The organism is Cupriavidus sp. 8B (assembly GCF_054589115.1).
In genome coordinates this window covers 803-15,091 of sequence record NZ_BAAILO010000432.1, presented here as the reverse complement: position 1 = coordinate 15,091, position 14,289 = coordinate 803, and the positions used below count along the sequence as shown (strand labels likewise).

Sequence of the window (14,289 nt, the reverse complement as noted above, 5' to 3'; positions counted from 1 at the left end):
CACCCTGCGCATTCCCGCCTCCGGCTGTTGCTCTCCCCAGTAGTGGAAATTCCTTATTTGTCTTGCTGTCAATTAACTTGCAATCGTTAATTAGCTGTGCATCAAATAATGCCGGGCGGACTTCACGCAGCCCGGCGGTCAACGGGAGACACCATGCAACGTCGCGCCTGCCTCCGCGGTGGCCGCTACCCAGCGTCAATAGCCCGTGCGTCGTCCTGCAGCATCGACTCCACCTGCGTCAGCAGCTTACCCAGCGCGAGCTCCATCACCGCGCGCTCCTGGGGAGAAAGCGCGGACATCAGCGTCTCGTGCCGGCTGGAGGCGATCCGCATGATCTTCTGGTACAGCGGCTTGGCCTCGGCGGTCAAGGAGATCAGCACCGCGCGGCCATCGGTGGGCGAGGGTTCGCGCTTGACCAGGCCTTGCTTGATGAGGTGATCGGCGGCGCGGCTGGCCTGGCTCTTGTCCAGGTTGGCGAACCGTGCCAGGTCGATGATCAGGAAGGGGCCGAACTCGCCGATGGCGGCGAGCGTCCTGGCTTCGCTCAGCGAGAGGTCCAGCGCTTCCGAGTACGCCTGCGCGATGCCGCGGTCGAACTGCTTGACGATGCGGTGCAGGCGGTAGGTGGCGAACCCGGAGAGGGAGGGCTTGGGGCTCGTCATGATGCGCGCTCCGGGATGTTGTCCGTTTCCTCGAAGCTCTGCGAGACCTCATCGAGCAATCGCGTGGCATCGGCAAAGCCGGCATGGCGGCTGAGCGCCAGCAGCGCCACCCGGGCCAGGTAGAGCGAGGCGTTGGGCTCGCCGAGCGCGGTCATGCGGTAGCACATCGCCGTGTAGATCTCATCGAGCTCGGTCGGGCTCATGGTCGTTTGCATTTTGTTCTCCGGCTTCAATCGATCTGCATGGCAAGGGCGATGGCAGCCCGCACATCGCTGGCGCGGGCTTGTCTCCAGCGGCCGCTGACGTAGCCGTCCGGGCGGACCAGGTACAGCGTACCGTCCACCGCGTCCAGCGCCCGTCGCACAGCATCTTGCGGGTCTTTGAGACTGCCCGCGGCAGGCGCCGTGCCCGCGATCAAGTGGCAATCCAGTGCGAGGCCGCTGGCGCAAAGCTGGCGCATCCCGGGCACGGTGTCCTCCAGGTCCTGGCCGGCGCTGGCAAAGCAGAAGGCGGTAAAGCCCGTGCCGATGCAGCGGACCAGCGAAGTCGGCGTGCCGTCCGGGCCGACCAGCGGCATGTCCGGCAGCGTGGCGCCCGGCGCTGGCCCGGCTTTGAAGCCGGGGTCGTCCGCCGCGGCAATTGGCGAGTCGGCAAACACCGTGGGACTGGTCTGGCGCGGGTTGATCAGCGAGCGCAGCTCCGCGTGCGCGGCCGATAGCCCCAGCACGGCTTCACGCATCAGGGCGAAGGCGGGCGAGGGCGGGGCCATGAACTCCGTGCTCTTCGCGCCGAAGCGCATGTTCTCGCGCGCGGCCGCCACGCGTTCTGTGGAGTAGGAGGGCAGCAAGCCGGGAGAGGCCTTGCCGCGCACGGCAAGGGCGAGCTTCCAGGCCAGATTGAAGGCGTCGTCGAAGCCGCTGTTCAGGCCGCGCACGCCAAAGATGGGCACCAGGTGCGCGGCGTCGCCGGCAAACAGCGTGCGGCCGTGCACGTAGCTATCCAGCGTCAGGCACTTTGCGTTGTAGATCGAGATCCACAGCGGCTCCCACCGTGCGCTCACGCCCATCATCTTGAGGTGGCTCGCCACGCGCGGCAGCACGTTTTCCGGCTTGACCGCCTGCTCGGCATCCTCGTGCTCGCCGACCTGGTAGTCGATGCGCCATACCTTGTCCGGCTGCTGGTGCAGCAGGATGGTGGAGCCGGGGTTGGATGGCGGATCGAACCACGCCAGCCGCTCGACCTCGCGCGGGGCGTCGATGGCGATATCCACGATGACGTAGCGGCCCTCGTACTGCATGCCGCGCAGCGGCAGGCCTAGCGCATCGCGCACGGCGCTGCGGCCGCCGTCGGCCGCCACCAGCCAGTCCGCGCGTACCGTGTAGGCGTGGTCGCCCGCGGCCACCGCCAGCGTCACGCCGTTGCTGTCCTGCGCGGCGTCGGTAACGCGGTTCTGCCAGCGGACTTCGATCAGGCCAGGGTAACGCGCGATGGCGTCGAGCAGGAATTGCTCGATGTAGTACTGCTGGATGTTGACCATAGGCGGGAAGGCCTGGCCCGGCTCATGCGGCATGGTGAAGTGCAGCACTTCCTCGTTGCGGTAGTAGCTGCGTCCCCCCGCCCATGCCAGGCCTTTCTCCAGCACCGGGGCGGCAACCCCGAGCGCGTCGAGGATTTCCAGCGAGCGCCGGGAGATGCAGATGGCGCGGCTGCCTTCGCAGGTGCCGTCGTCCGCCTCCAGCACCACGCTGGGAATGCCGTGGCGGGCCAGGGCCAGCGCGGCAGCGAGCCCGACCGGCCCGCCGCCGGCGATGACAACCTGGCGCGGCGTATCCATGCCGTCGGGATTCAGCACCGGCAGGGATGCGGCGTGGACTTCGCGCTGGTACATGTCTTGTCTCCTGGTTGTGTGCGCAACCAGTTCAAGATACTCCAAAATGGTTGCGTGCACAACCAAATTGATCAGCCCCGCTCAGAACTCCACCATGGCAAAGTCTTCCTTGCCCACGTCGCACAGCGGGCAGCGCCAGTCGTCGGGGATATCCTCCCAGCGGGTGCCGGGAGCGATGCCGTCTTCGGGAAGGCCGGCGGCTTCGTCGTAGACCCAGCCGCAGATGATGCACACCCATTGCTTGAACTCGTCGGTGGCGGCGGACGTGGCTTTTGCCGCGGCGGGGGCTTCCGGCTGCCCGGCAGCCTTCTCTTGTTCCGGCTCGTCCAAGCTGAAGACAAGCGGTGCGGCCGTGGCTTCGCCGCCGGGCGCCAAGCGCGCCTGCAACTGCACAAGCAGCCGTTGCGCCTCTTCCGTGGTCAGGTCGATCCAGTACGGATCGCCCGCGCCGTCGTTCAAGCGTTTCGGGGAAAACTGGATCTCTACTGCGGTGCCTTTCTTGTACATGCGGGTGGGGGGCGGGTATTGGGTTTTTGTTCAGGCTATCGATCAGACAGGAAAAAGCACGCCGGCCAGCCATTGCTGGAAATCTGCTACCACGTCGGCATTCAGCTCATGGCCGATGGGGTAGCGCCGCGACTGGCGCGGCACGCCCAGCGCATCCAGCCACCGGTCCGCGCGCTCGGCCCACGCGACGGGCAGCTTGTTGTCGAACTCGCCATGCGCGATGAACGCCGACAGGCCGGCAAGCGCCTCGCGCGGGGCGAGTTGCGGCTCGATCTCCGGCAGGATGCGTCCGCTCAGCACGGCAAAGCCGGCCACGTCGGCCGGCGCGCTCAGGCCAACGCTGGCGCTGAGGATGCCGCCCTGGCTGAAGCCGGCGATGACGGTGCGCGCTGGCAGGGCCCCGTCCTGCGCATGGAGGGCGCGGATGAAGGCAATCAGTTGCTGGCGGCTGCGCTCCGCCTGGCCCGCGTTGATGGCGGGCGCGCCACCCGCGAAGCTGACCTCGAAAAAGCCATGCTGGCCGGGCCCGAAGGTGAGCGGGCCTTGCACCAGCAGCACTTCAACGCGCGGGTCGATACGGGTGGCCACGGGCGCTAGGCTGGTCTCGTTGCTGCCCACGCCGTGCAGCAGCAGGAGCCGCGCGACGGGCGCTGTGGCCGTTTCTGCCTTGCGCAAGCGATAGCGAAGGCCGCTTGCGGGGTCTTCGGTCAGCGGGCCGATTTCAGTGTGGGTGGTGTTCATGTCGCCTCGGGATGCTGTGGATAGGGATCAGGCCGCAACGGGCTGGGCGGCTTCTGCCTTGGCCTGGCCAATCACATACGACTCCATCGACAAGATGCCGTAGGTGATGCCGCCGTCGATGACCGCCAGCGGCTCGCCTGCCTCGGCCGCGCCGATGGCCACCAGCAGCGGCAGGAAATGCTCGTCGGTCGGGTGCGCGCGCGCCGCGTCCGGGGCCAGCCGGCGGTAATCGATCAGCGGCTGCACGTCACCCGTGCGCATGGCGTTGCGCACCGCCTCGCGTACCCACTGCGTGAACGCCACGACGTACGGGGCATCGCCGCCGGTCTGGCCGCGGAATTCATAAAGATTGTGCGTCATGCTGCCGGAGGCGACGATCAGCACGCCTTGCTCGCGCAGCGGCGCCAGCGCACGGCCCAGCGCCAGCGCGCCGGCCGGGTCCAGCGGCTGCGGCAGCGACACCTGGAACACCGGCACCTGCGCATCGGGATACAGGTGGCGCACCGGCACCCACGCGCCGTGATCCAGCCCGCGCTGCGGATCCAGCCCGGCGTTGAACCCGGCCTGTGCCAGCAGCGCCACCGCGCGCCCGGCCAATGCCGGATGCCCGGCCGCCGGGTAGAGGATCTCGTACAGGGCACGCGGGAAACCACCGAAATCGTGGATGGTCTCGGGCTGCGCGCTTGCCGTCACGCGCACACCGCCGCGTGTTTCCCAGTGCGGCGAAACCACCAGCACGGCCTTGGGCGCCGGCAGCGTGCGGCCCAGCGCGGTGAGCTGCGGGCCGGCCAGGCCCGGCTCGATGGCGAAGGTGGGCGCGCCATGGGAGACAAACAGGACGGGAAGTGCGGTAGACATCTCGATTCTCCGTTGGCCACGGCAAAAACCGCAGCCTGCAACGACATATGGAATGTTGCTAGTCTATTGATTCATTCGGTGCGGATAAACTGCCGGTCGCGTGATATATAGTCCCGATTATCGAGACAATCAGCCGAAAGCGAGGCAATCCCATGGACCGCGCCCTGGAAATGACCGTATTCACTGCCGTGGTCGACGCCGGCAGCTTCGTCGGCGCGGTCGAAGGCCTGCGCATGTCCAAGGCCGCGGTCTCGCGCCATGTGGATGCGCTGGAACAGCGCCTGGGCGTGCGCCTGCTACAGCGCACCACGCGCCGGCTGTCGCTGACCGAGGAAGGGCGCATCTTCTACCAGCGCGCGCGGGAAGTGCTGGCGGCGCTGGACGATGCCGAATCCGAGATCACGTCCCGCACGCACGAGCCGAGCGGGCTGATCCGCATCAACGTGCCGCTCACGTTCGGCATCGTGCACCTCGCGCCGCTCTGGAGCACTTTCATGGCGGCGTATCCCCAGGTCGACCTGGACATCACCCTCAACGACCGCGTGGTGGACCTCGTCGACGAAGGCTACGACCTGGCGGTGCGCATCGGCGACATGCCCAGCTCCGCGCTGATCAGCCGCAAGCTGGTCGCCACCCGCATGGTGCTATGCGCATCGCCCACCTACCTGGCGCGGCACGGCGCGCCAACCCATCCGCATGAACTGGCCGAGCACCGCGTGCTGGCCTATACCAACTGGTCCGGCCGCGACGAGTGGCAGTTCGATGGCCCGCACGGCAAGCTCAGCGTGAGCACGCGCGCCCGGGTGTACTCCAACAACGGCGACACCTGCCGCGCCATCGCGCTGGCACATGGCGGCATCATGCTGCAGCCGAGCTTCATGCTGCAGGACGAGCTGCGGCGCGGAGACCTGGTTGAGCTGATGCCCGAGTTCCGCGCGATCGAGTTCGGCGTCTACGCCGTGTATCCGACACGCAAGCAGTTGCCGCTCAAGGTGCGCCGGCTGGTGGATTTTCTGGTGGAGGCGTTCCGGGATGTGTCTTGGGGGTAGGGGGCGAAGGACGCGGGATCTGCGCAAAAGCTAGCGCAATGCCATGTGTGTGTAGTATTTTGCAAAAAGCTAAATTAGCTAGCTAATACAGCAGCTAGCAGAGTAACTAGCAGCGCAACTAGCTGAGTAACTAACAGCGTAATTAACAGTGTATCGGGATAAGGGAGTCAACAAGGCATGGTAACCAACACGAAGGGCAAGGCGCTGACGATCACCCATCCGGCTTGTCTGGTCGACGGCTCGGATAGTGAATTCCGGCACCTGGTAAGCGGCCTGCTGCCGTTCGCCGCCCGCCTGCTTTCCGTGCGCGACGGGTTCGGCAGCCTGATCGGCCTGACGGGCGTCCAGTATTCCTTGATACGATCCATTGCACATCTCTCGCAACAGGGCGAAGTGACGGTGAACCAATTGGCGGAGCATCTTCATTTGAGCGGGCCCTTCGTCACCGTCGAAACCGGCAAGCTCAAGAAGCTCGGGCTGATCGACAAGAAAGCCCACCCCGAAGACAAGCGCAAGATGCTGCTCACCGTGGCCGCGGCTGGCTCCAGGCTCCTGAACGAGCTGACTCCCGTGCAGCAGCGCATCAATGACGTCCTCTTCGAGGGCGTCACCCGCACTGAGTTCAAGGTGCTGTGCTCGGTGGTGGATCGCCTTGTTGTCAACGGGGATCGCGCCGCGCTCGATCTGGCGCACCTGCTGGCGCGGCAGCAAAAAGCATGACGGTTCACCCCAAGGCGCTGCGCGGTTACCGTGGTCAGTGGGCCGCCCACTTGATAGAGCCGATGTCGATGCCTTCGCGATGCATGTCCCACAGCGGGCTGAGGTGGCGCAGCTTGGTGACCGTGGCCTGCAACATCTGAATCACTTGCTCCACTTCCGCCTGGGTCGTGTACCGCCCAAGCGCGAAGCGAATCGAGCTGTGCGCCAGTTCATCGCTGCGCCCCAGTGCGCGCAGCACGAAGGACGGCTCGAGCGACGCGGATGTGCAAGCCGAGCCGGAGGACACGGCCACACCCTTGATGCCCATGATCAGGGATTCCCCCTCAACGAAGTTAAAGCTGACGTTGAGGTTGTGGGGGATGCGGTTCGCCATGCTGCCGTTGACATAGACCTCGTCGAGTTGCCTGAGCCCGGCCAGCAGCTGGTCCCGCAGGCCCGCAACCCGGCGCGATTCGTCGGCTAGTTCCAGCCTGGCGATGCGGAAAGCCTCACCCATGCCGACGATCTGGTGCGTTGCCAGCGTACCGGATCGCATTCCCCGCTCATGCCCGCCGCCGTGCATCTGCGCCTCGATGCGGACCCGCGGCTTACGCCGCACGTAGAGCGCCCCGATGCCTTTTGGCCCGTACACCTTATGTGCGGTCACGGTGAGCAGGTCGATCTTGAGTGACTCGAGATCGATGGGGATCTTCCCGGCGGCCTGCACGGCGTCGCAATGAAAGAGGATGCCCTTTGCCCGGCATAGCTCCCCGATCTGCGCCACTGGCTGGATGACGCCAATCTCGTTGTTGACCATCATCACGGATACGAGGATGGTGTCCTGACGCAGCGCCGCGCGCAGGGCGTCAAGGTCAAGCAAGCCATCCTTCCCGACGTCGAGGTACGTGACCTCGAAGCCCTGGCGCTCCAGTTCACGGCAAGTGTCGAGCACCGCCTTGTGCTCCGTCTTCACCGTAACGATGTGTTTCCCCTTGCCGCTGTAGAAATGGGCCGCGCCCTTGATCGCCAGGTTGTTCCCTTCGGTCGCACCCGACGTCCAGACGATCTCGCGAGGATCCGCGTTCAGCAGCGCCGCAACCTGCGCGCGCGCCGTCTCCACGGCCTGTTCGGCATGCCATCCATGGCTATGGCTGCGTGAAGCGGGATTGCCGAAGTGCTGGTACAGGAACGGCACCATCTTGTCGACTACCCGAGGGTCGACAGGCGTGGTGGCGCTGTAGTCCATGTAGATGGGGGCTGCGGTGGGTTCGCCTTGCATTCCTTTGTTCTCCTGAAGCGTGTCGATGCGCCTGCTGCCCTGCGATGGCAGAGCCCGTTCAATGGTTTCAGCCAGGCAGATATCGTTCAATAGTAGCATTTATTGATAGGTAAGTTGCAAAGATAAAAGCACGGTACACGTAGCGTGAACCGTGTGACCGCTCCGACATACGGATTCCCAAGGGTTTTCACTAACTTGAATTGCAATCCGCAATAGCATTCAATACTACCTAAGTTACAAAGGTAAAAAACAAAGGCAAATGAGCAGCGGATCGCGGTGGAAGGATCCGCGGTTCGGATTCTGTACAGGAGGGATGATGGCCGAAACCTATGCAAAGCGCGAAGTGGATTCCGATGCCGGTGCCGATGAGCAGCGGCGCTTCAGAAGCACGCTCGCCATGTTCGCCACAGGCGTGGCCGTGATCACCGCGCCCCGAAAGCAAGGGGTGCCCGTTGGCATCACGGTGGCGTCGTTCAACTCGGTCTCGCTCGATCCGCCCTTGATCCTGTTCTCGGTGGATCGGCGTTGCCTGAGCCTGGAGGATCTTTGTTCGACCCCCCGGTATGCCGTCAACGTGCTCGATGAACGCCAGCAAGACATTTCCAACCGCTTTGCCAAGGCGCACTCCGGCAAATGGGATGGCCTCGGCATGGCGGCCGACAGTGGGGAAGACCCGGTGCTGCTGCCAGATGCGCTTGCCACGTTCGAGTGCGAGCCCTATGCGCAACACGACGGTGGCGACCACGTCATCTTTATCGGGCGCGTCATCCGCCACCAGGCCCGGCCGGACGGCAGGCCACTGGTTTTTTTCGGAGGCAGGTATCGGGCGCTGGAACAGTCGCCCGCTGCCCCCGTGTGAGTCAACGACAGCTACGTATTCAGGAGAGAAGACATGGTCAAGACTGGTAGCCAGCATATCGAGATGCTGCGTGATGGCAGAGAGGTTTACCTGGACGGCAAACGCGTGACGGATGTCACCACGCACCCGGCTTTCCGCAACTCGATCCGTAGTTACGCCAACCTTTACGACTTTCAGGCCCGCCCCGAGAACATCGAGAAGATGACATTCGAGTCGCCGGATACCGGCGACAACGTGAGCCGGATCTGGCAACTGCCGCAGAGCTATGACGACCTGGTCGAGCGCCGGATGGCGCTCGAGGCCTGGACGGAACTGCACTACGGCTTCATGGGCCGCTCGCCGGATCACGTAGCTTCCTGCATCTCCGGGATGTATATGGGGATCGACGTCTTCGAGCAGCATGACCGTGCGCGAGCCGGCGCCCTGCGCGAGTACTACAAGTACGCCCGGGACAACGACCTCTTCCTGACGTACGTCATCGTCAACCCGCAAGCCAACCAGTCGAAGGCTGCGCACGAGCAGGAGGACAAATACCTGGCCGTGGGCATCGTCGACCAGGATGCCGAAGGCATCACGGTGCGCGGCGCGAAGATGCTGGCCACCAGCGGCATCATGGCCAACGAGGTGTTCTGCAGTTGCATCCAGCCCCTGCGCGAGGGCGACGAGATGTACGCGCTGTCGTTCGCGGTGCCCATGAACATCAAGGGGCTGAAAGTCATGTCGCGCAAGTCGTACGAGGCCAACGCGACTTCGGTGTTCGACAACCCGCTGTCGAGCCGCTACGACGAGAACGATGCGGTGCTGTACTTCGACGACGTCAAGGTGCCATGGGAGCGCGTCTTTATCGCAGGCGATGTCGGCATGTGCGCCAGGCAGTTTCATGCCACGCCGGCGCATAGCTACCAGAACTACCAGTGCCAGGTACGGCTGATGGTGAAGCTGCGCTTCCTGGTAGGCATTGCGCAAAAGATTACCGAGGTCAACGGCACCAACGGCTTCCCCCAGGTCAGGGAGATGCTGGGCCAGCTCGCTGCCGAGGCAGGGATGGTGGAGGCCTTCGTCTACGGCATGGAGTCCAAGGGGCGCATGGAGCGAGGCTACTTCATGCCGGACCGCAACCTCCTGTACGGGTCGCAGGTGATCACCCAGCAGCTCTATGCCAAGGTGCTCAATACCCTGCGTGAGCTGGCAGGCGGCGGGATGATCATGCTGCCGTCGAGCCTCCACGATTTCGAGAATCCGGAGCTGGCCAGGATCATCGAGAAGACGCAGAAATCCCCGGCCTGCAGCCCTGAAGAGCGCGTCAAGTTCTTCAAGCTGGCGTGGGATGCCGTTGGGTCCGAGTTTGCATCGCGCCATAACCAGTACGAGATGTTCTATGCGGGCGCGGGCTTCGTGACCAAGGGGCACACCTATCGGACCTATGACTGGAAGAAGGCCACGGGCCTGGTCGACAACATCCTGGACAGCTATTCGCTCGGCGCGGAGCTGGGCCAGCTGGCACGCGCTGCCTGAGCGGGCAATCGCGCTCTGACATTCCTTGACACGCACGGAGATAACGATGGCGATCAACAAGCTTCACGATGAGTTCCACACCATTGACATGGCGAGCGGCTGGGAGGTGCCTCCCGGCTATCCCGCGGGCATCCAGCAAAAGATCCTTTCCGGCTCGCTCGACGAGAGCGGCGGCCGCGGCAGCCGCACGCGCCTGCTGCGCTTCCAGCCCGGTGTCTTTACCACCGCACCGTTCGTGCATCGCTACTGGGAGGAGGTGTATCTGCTCAGCGGTGACCTGACCGTCGGTAACGACGAACAGGGCGAGGGCGGGCAGGCGTTCGATCCGCACACCTATGCCTGCCGTCCGCCGGGCGCCTATCACGGTCCCTTCAAGTCGAATGCGGGGTGCATGTTGCTGGAAATCCACTACTTCGACCCGGCCTGATCATGGTGGCGACCGTGGATTCCGTGATGCGCCAGCTCTCGGCGGGCACCGCCGATGCGGCGTCGCTGCTGGCGGGCTGTGTCGAGCGCGCCTGCAATCCGGGCGGGGAGGGCGCGCGCGTCTTCCCGCATGGCGTGAGCATGGCCGCATCAAAGCAGGCCGGGGCCAGCGACATATTGCGTGGGCAGGGGGTGGCCGGGCCGCTGTCGGGCCTGCCGATCTCGGTCAAGGACCTGTTCGACGTGCAGGGCGACGTCACGCGGGCCGGGGCGCGCGTGCTGCCCGAGCAGGCTGCCACGGCCGACGCGCTCGCCATTGCACGATTGCGCGCGGCCGGCGCGGTCTTTGTCGGCCGCACCAATATGACCGAGTTCGCGTACTCCGGGGTTGGCATCAATCCGCACTACGGGACGCCCCGCAATCCGTTCGAGCGCGCGGTTGGCCGCATTCCCGGCGGCTCCTCGTCCGGGGCCGCCGTTTCGGTGACGGACGGCATGGCCGTGGCCGCGATCGGCACGGATACGGGCGGCTCGTGCCGGATTCCCGCGGCGCTCTGCGGCATCACGGGGTTCAAGCCCACGGCGCGCCGGGTGCCGCTGCAGGGAACGGTGCCGCTGTCGCCCAGCTATGACTCGATCGGTTGCCTGGCACAAACGGTTGCCTGTTGCGCCGCGCTCGACGGGGTCATGGCGGGCGAGCCAGATGGGCCGCTGGCAGCGCGTCCGGTGCGTGGCCTCCGGCTGGCCGTGGCAAGGAACGTGGTGCTCGACGGCCTTTCCCGGGAAGTTGCCAGCGCCTATGAGCGCGCCCTTGGCCGGCTGGCCGCAGCCGGTGCCGTGCTGCGGGAAGTTGCCTTCGATAGCTGGGACCAGTTGCCGGAACTGAGCATCAACGGGGGCCTGGTGGCGGCGGAGGCAAGCGCGTGGCACGCCGAACGGGTTGCCGCACAGGCGGATCGCTATGACCCGCGCGTGCTGTCGCGTATCCGGATGGGCGAGCAGCAGGGCGCCGCCGACTACCTGCGCACGCGCGCCCGGCGGCTGGCTTTGTGCCGGGGGGCTCAAGGCGAAATGGAAGGGTTCGACGCCGTGGTGCTGCCGACGGTGCCGATCGCGGCGCCGAGGATTGCCGACCTGGCCGATGACGCCGCGTTCTTCAACGCTAACCGGCTGTTGTTGCGCAATCCTGCCATCGCCAATGTGCTCGACTTGTGCGCATTGAGCATGCCATGCCATGAAGCCGGACAAGCGCCGGTCGGGTTGATGCTGTTCGGGCCGCCCATGGCGGACCGGCAACTGCTCGGCATCGGCATGGGCATGGGCATGGAGGAAGTCCTGCGTAGCCACGAGACGTAGACGCTTTGTAGACGCGTTATCCGCCGACAAGACCTTGTCGCGGCTTCTAGCAGTCCAGCAATGGAGAGGAGAGAACATGTTCCGCTTTCGATTCAAGCCGATGTTCCTGGCCAGCACGATGTTGGGGTTTTCGGCGATTGCCGCGGCACAGCCGGGCAAGATCAGCGACGGCGTGGTGAAGATCGGCGTCCTGACCGATATGTCGTCGATATTTTCCGATATCGGCGGAAAAGGGTCGCTGGTGGCGGCCCAGATGGCGGTGGACGATTTCGGCGGGAAGGTGCTGGGATCCGACATCAAGGTGGTCAGCACCGATCACCAGAACAAGACCGATGTGGCCGGGACCATCGCGCGCGACTGGTTCGATAACCAGAAGGTGGACGTCATCCAGGACGTCTTGCCGTCCTCGGTGGCGCTCGCGGTGTCCAACCTCGGCAGGGAGAAGCACAAGCTGGTGATTGCCAGCGGTGCCGGCACGACAAGGCTGACCAACGAGGATTGCTCGCCCTACACCATCCAGTATTCCTATGACACCTACGCCTTTGCGGCCAACACGGTAAAGGCGCTGTCAAAGGGGGGCGACAACAGCTGGTACTTCCTGACGGTCGACTATGCGCTGGGTGCATCCCTGGAGAAAGACGCGACGGACGCCCTGGCCTCGGCAGGCGGGAAGATCGTCGGGAAGGCGAAGCATCCCATCAACTCCCCCGACCTCTCGTCCTACCTGCTGCAGGCCCAGGCATCGGGCGCCAAGGTGATCGGCCTGGCCAATGCCGGCAGCGATACCGTCAACGCCTTGAAGACCGCCCGGGACTTCGGCATTGGCGGCGCGGGAAAGCAGAAGCTGGCGGGCCTGCACATGTTCATCAGCGACATCCATAGCCTTGGCCTGCAAGCGGCGCAAGGGATGATGCTGACCACCTCGTTCTATTGGGACCGTGACGACGCGACCCGCGCGTGGTCGCAGCGCTTCTTCGACAAGACCCGGAAGATGCCCACGCTGGTGCAGGCCGGCGTGTACTCGTCGACGATGCATTACCTGAAGGCCGTCCAGGCCGCGGGAACCGACGAGACCGATGCAGTGGTGGCGAAGATGAAGGCCAGCCCCGTCAATGATTTCTTCGCGGCCAACGGAAAGATCCGCGCCGACGGGTTGATGGTGCATGACATGTATCTCGTCGAGGTCAAGACCCCGCAGGAATCCAGAAAGCCGTGGGACTACTACAAGATCAAGCAGGTCATTCCAGCCAGCGAGGCGTTCCGCCCAATTGCCGCAAGCAAATGCGCGCTGCTCAAGAAATAGCGACTAGCCACTGCAACACCACTACAAAGCCACTACAAGGCCACTACATAGCCATTACGGAGAACGGAACATGCTGACATTCGATATCGAGACACGCACCGGCAGGTGGCAGCGCGTTGTGACCATCAGGCAGCTCGTCATCGCGGGCTGGACGGGACGGGACACCGACGCGATGGAGAAGCACATCCGCGAGCTGGAGGCGCTGGGTGTCAGGCGGCCGGCGGCCACCCCGGTCTTCTACCGGGTCGCGGCGCAGCGTCTGCAATCGCAACCCGCTATCCAGGTCAGCGGGGATGCCAGCAGCGGCGAAGTGGAGTTCCTGCTGCTCAAGGACCAGGGCGAAATCTATGTCGGCATTGCCTCGGACCACACCGACCGGGAGGTGGAGACCTACGGCATCACGGTGTCCAAGCAGATGTGCGACAAGCCCTGCGCGCAAGTGCTCTGGCGCCTGGCGGACGTCGGCAAGCACTGGGACCAGCTTGTCCTGCGTGCCTACGCGACCATCGACGGCGAGCGTGTGCTGTACCAGCAAGGGCCGGTGACGGCGATGCGTTCGCCCCAGGACCTGCTCGACAGGTTTGCGGAGCACGGCGGCAGTTTCGACGACGGTACCGCCATGCTGTGCGGCACGCTGGCCGCGATCGGCGGCATCCGCTCGGCGGATCGTTTCGAGATCGAACTGGAGGATCCGGTTCTTGCCCGCTCGCTGCACCACGCCTACGCCGTAGAGACGCTGCCTGTCCACGGCTAGGGCCGCTGGCCAGATCCGTATTCCGATGCATGCCAAAGGCGACAAAGCGATGCCCCACGAAGATTCCATACTAGAAACGCGCAGCCTGACCAAGTCGTTCCGCGGCTTCACCGCCGTGAGCGACGTCAACCTCAAGGTGCGGCGCGGCGCCATCCATGCCTTGATCGGCCCCAACGGCGCCGGCAAGACCACCTGCTTCAACCTGCTGACCAAGTTCCTCGAGCCGACCACGGGCACGATCCTGTTCAACGGCATCGACATCACCCGCGAGAAGCCGGCGCAGATCGCCCGGCGCGGCGTGATCCGGTCGTTCCAGATCTCTGCTGTGTTCCCGCACCTGACGGTGCTGGAGAACGTGCGCATCGGGCTGCAGCGGCAACTTGGCACTTCCTG

General features: G+C 64.7%; 16 protein-coding genes. 9 read left to right on the top strand and 7 right to left on the bottom strand.

From position 1 onward, the window contains the following. Nucleotides 1-185: 185 nt before the first annotated feature. The 6 genes from ACYP5B_RS41080 to ACYP5B_RS41055 form a co-directional block, all read right to left on the bottom strand. A complete protein-coding gene (locus ACYP5B_RS41080) occupies nt 186-662 on the bottom strand; it encodes a MarR family winged helix-turn-helix transcriptional regulator (protein ID WP_459573460.1) in 477 nt (158 codons plus the stop codon). Beyond that, nucleotides 659-877, bottom strand: a complete 219-nt coding sequence (locus ACYP5B_RS41075) for a hypothetical protein (RefSeq protein WP_400096009.1) — start codon at nt 875-877, stop codon at nt 659-661. The genes ACYP5B_RS41080 and ACYP5B_RS41075 overlap by 4 nt, the downstream gene beginning before the upstream one ends. Nucleotides 878-891: 14 nt before the next feature. Next, nucleotides 892-2,550, bottom strand: a complete 1,659-nt coding sequence (locus ACYP5B_RS41070; protein ID WP_459573459.1) for an FAD-dependent monooxygenase — start codon at nt 2,548-2,550, stop codon at nt 892-894. Nucleotides 2,551-2,631: 81 nt separating this feature from the next. Next, the gene (locus tag ACYP5B_RS41065) at nt 2,632-3,057 is read right to left on the bottom strand and encodes a rubredoxin (RefSeq protein WP_459573458.1); all 426 of its coding nucleotides are present in this window, start codon (nt 3,055-3,057) and stop codon (nt 2,632-2,634) included. Between the two features lie 42 nt (nt 3,058-3,099). Beyond that, nucleotides 3,100-3,798 (bottom strand): alpha/beta hydrolase, encoded by a 699-nt coding sequence (locus ACYP5B_RS41060; protein WP_459573457.1) that lies wholly within the window; start codon nt 3,796-3,798, stop codon nt 3,100-3,102. 27 nt (nt 3,799-3,825) lie between these two features. Further along, entirely contained in the window at nt 3,826-4,656 is an 831-nt protein-coding gene (locus ACYP5B_RS41055; RefSeq protein ID WP_459573456.1) for a dioxygenase family protein, read from the bottom strand. Nucleotides 4,657-4,808: 152 nt separating this feature from the next. Here ACYP5B_RS41055 and ACYP5B_RS41050 point away from each other — a divergent pair, with 152 nt between their 5' ends. Both ACYP5B_RS41050 and ACYP5B_RS41045 read left to right on the top strand, forming a co-directional pair. Continuing rightward, nucleotides 4,809-5,705: a LysR family transcriptional regulator gene (locus tag ACYP5B_RS41050; RefSeq protein ID WP_459573455.1), complete on the top strand. Its 897-nt coding sequence runs from the start codon at nt 4,809-4,811 to the stop codon at nt 5,703-5,705. A gap of 177 nt (nt 5,706-5,882) precedes the next feature. Beyond that, complete coding sequence (locus ACYP5B_RS41045; protein ID WP_400096003.1) at nt 5,883-6,425, top strand: MarR family winged helix-turn-helix transcriptional regulator; 543 nt, start codon at nt 5,883-5,885, stop codon at nt 6,423-6,425. Nucleotides 6,426-6,459: 34 nt separating this feature from the next. Here the strand turns inward: ACYP5B_RS41045 and ACYP5B_RS41040 are convergent, their stop codons facing one another. Further along, nucleotides 6,460-7,683, bottom strand: a complete 1,224-nt coding sequence (locus ACYP5B_RS41040; RefSeq protein WP_459573454.1) for an IscS subfamily cysteine desulfurase — start codon at nt 7,681-7,683, stop codon at nt 6,460-6,462. Between the two features lie 316 nt (nt 7,684-7,999). Between ACYP5B_RS41040 and ACYP5B_RS41035 the strand changes: the two genes are divergently transcribed. The 7 genes from ACYP5B_RS41035 to ACYP5B_RS41005 all read left to right on the top strand — a co-directional run. Further along, on the top strand, nt 8,000-8,542 hold the full coding sequence (locus ACYP5B_RS41035; RefSeq protein WP_318233537.1) for a flavin reductase family protein: 543 nt from the start codon (nt 8,000-8,002) through the stop codon (nt 8,540-8,542). Between the two features lie 33 nt (nt 8,543-8,575). Next, nucleotides 8,576-10,057 (top strand): 4-hydroxyphenylacetate 3-hydroxylase family protein, encoded by a 1,482-nt coding sequence (locus tag ACYP5B_RS41030; protein ID WP_267602323.1) that lies wholly within the window; start codon nt 8,576-8,578, stop codon nt 10,055-10,057. Between the two features lie 46 nt (nt 10,058-10,103). Then, the gene (locus ACYP5B_RS41025) at nt 10,104-10,484 is read left to right on the top strand and encodes a cupin domain-containing protein (RefSeq protein ID WP_267602324.1); all 381 of its coding nucleotides are present in this window, start codon (nt 10,104-10,106) and stop codon (nt 10,482-10,484) included. Between the two features lie 2 nt (nt 10,485-10,486). Beyond that, nucleotides 10,487-11,839, top strand: coding sequence for an amidase (locus tag ACYP5B_RS41020; RefSeq protein ID WP_459573453.1), 1,353 nt, complete (start codon nt 10,487-10,489; stop codon nt 11,837-11,839). 100 nt (nt 11,840-11,939) lie between these two features. Then, the gene (locus ACYP5B_RS41015; RefSeq protein ID WP_400096037.1) at nt 11,940-13,142 is read left to right on the top strand and encodes an ABC transporter substrate-binding protein; all 1,203 of its coding nucleotides are present in this window, start codon (nt 11,940-11,942) and stop codon (nt 13,140-13,142) included. A gap of 70 nt (nt 13,143-13,212) precedes the next feature. After that, the gene (locus ACYP5B_RS41010) at nt 13,213-13,896 is read left to right on the top strand and encodes a DUF2848 domain-containing protein (RefSeq protein WP_459573452.1); all 684 of its coding nucleotides are present in this window, start codon (nt 13,213-13,215) and stop codon (nt 13,894-13,896) included. Between the two features lie 49 nt (nt 13,897-13,945). Next, on the top strand, nt 13,946-14,289 hold a 344-nt coding region (locus ACYP5B_RS41005; protein WP_459573451.1), incomplete at its 3' end, for an ATP-binding cassette domain-containing protein.

Excerpts from the sequence above, each read along its gene's own strand:
- ACYP5B_RS41080 (WP_459573460.1), bottom strand. The coding sequence starts at position 662 with ATGACGAGCCCCAAGCCCTCCCTCTCCGGGTTCGCCACCTACCGCCTG.
- ACYP5B_RS41075 (WP_400096009.1), bottom strand. The coding sequence starts at position 877 with ATGCAAACGACCATGAGCCCGACCGAGCTCGATGAGATCTACACGGCG.
- ACYP5B_RS41070 (WP_459573459.1), bottom strand. The coding sequence starts at position 2,550 with ATGTACCAGCGCGAAGTCCACGCCGCATCCCTGCCGGTGCTGAATCCC.
- ACYP5B_RS41065 (WP_459573458.1), bottom strand. The coding sequence starts at position 3,057 with ATGTACAAGAAAGGCACCGCAGTAGAGATCCAGTTTTCCCCGAAACGC.
- ACYP5B_RS41060 (WP_459573457.1), bottom strand. The coding sequence starts at position 3,798 with ATGAACACCACCCACACTGAAATCGGCCCGCTGACCGAAGACCCCGCA.
- ACYP5B_RS41055 (WP_459573456.1), bottom strand. The coding sequence starts at position 4,656 with ATGTCTACCGCACTTCCCGTCCTGTTTGTCTCCCATGGCGCGCCCACC.
- ACYP5B_RS41050 (WP_459573455.1), top strand. The coding sequence starts at position 4,809 with ATGGACCGCGCCCTGGAAATGACCGTATTCACTGCCGTGGTCGACGCC.
- ACYP5B_RS41045 (WP_400096003.1), top strand. The coding sequence starts at position 5,883 with ATGGTAACCAACACGAAGGGCAAGGCGCTGACGATCACCCATCCGGCT.
- ACYP5B_RS41040 (WP_459573454.1), bottom strand. The coding sequence starts at position 7,683 with ATGCAAGGCGAACCCACCGCAGCCCCCATCTACATGGACTACAGCGCC.
- ACYP5B_RS41035 (WP_318233537.1), top strand. The coding sequence starts at position 8,000 with ATGGCCGAAACCTATGCAAAGCGCGAAGTGGATTCCGATGCCGGTGCC.
- ACYP5B_RS41030 (WP_267602323.1), top strand. The coding sequence starts at position 8,576 with ATGGTCAAGACTGGTAGCCAGCATATCGAGATGCTGCGTGATGGCAGA.
- ACYP5B_RS41025 (WP_267602324.1), top strand. The coding sequence starts at position 10,104 with ATGGCGATCAACAAGCTTCACGATGAGTTCCACACCATTGACATGGCG.
- ACYP5B_RS41020 (WP_459573453.1), top strand. The coding sequence starts at position 10,487 with ATGGTGGCGACCGTGGATTCCGTGATGCGCCAGCTCTCGGCGGGCACC.
- ACYP5B_RS41015 (WP_400096037.1), top strand. The coding sequence starts at position 11,940 with ATGTTCCTGGCCAGCACGATGTTGGGGTTTTCGGCGATTGCCGCGGCA.
- ACYP5B_RS41010 (WP_459573452.1), top strand. The coding sequence starts at position 13,213 with ATGCTGACATTCGATATCGAGACACGCACCGGCAGGTGGCAGCGCGTT.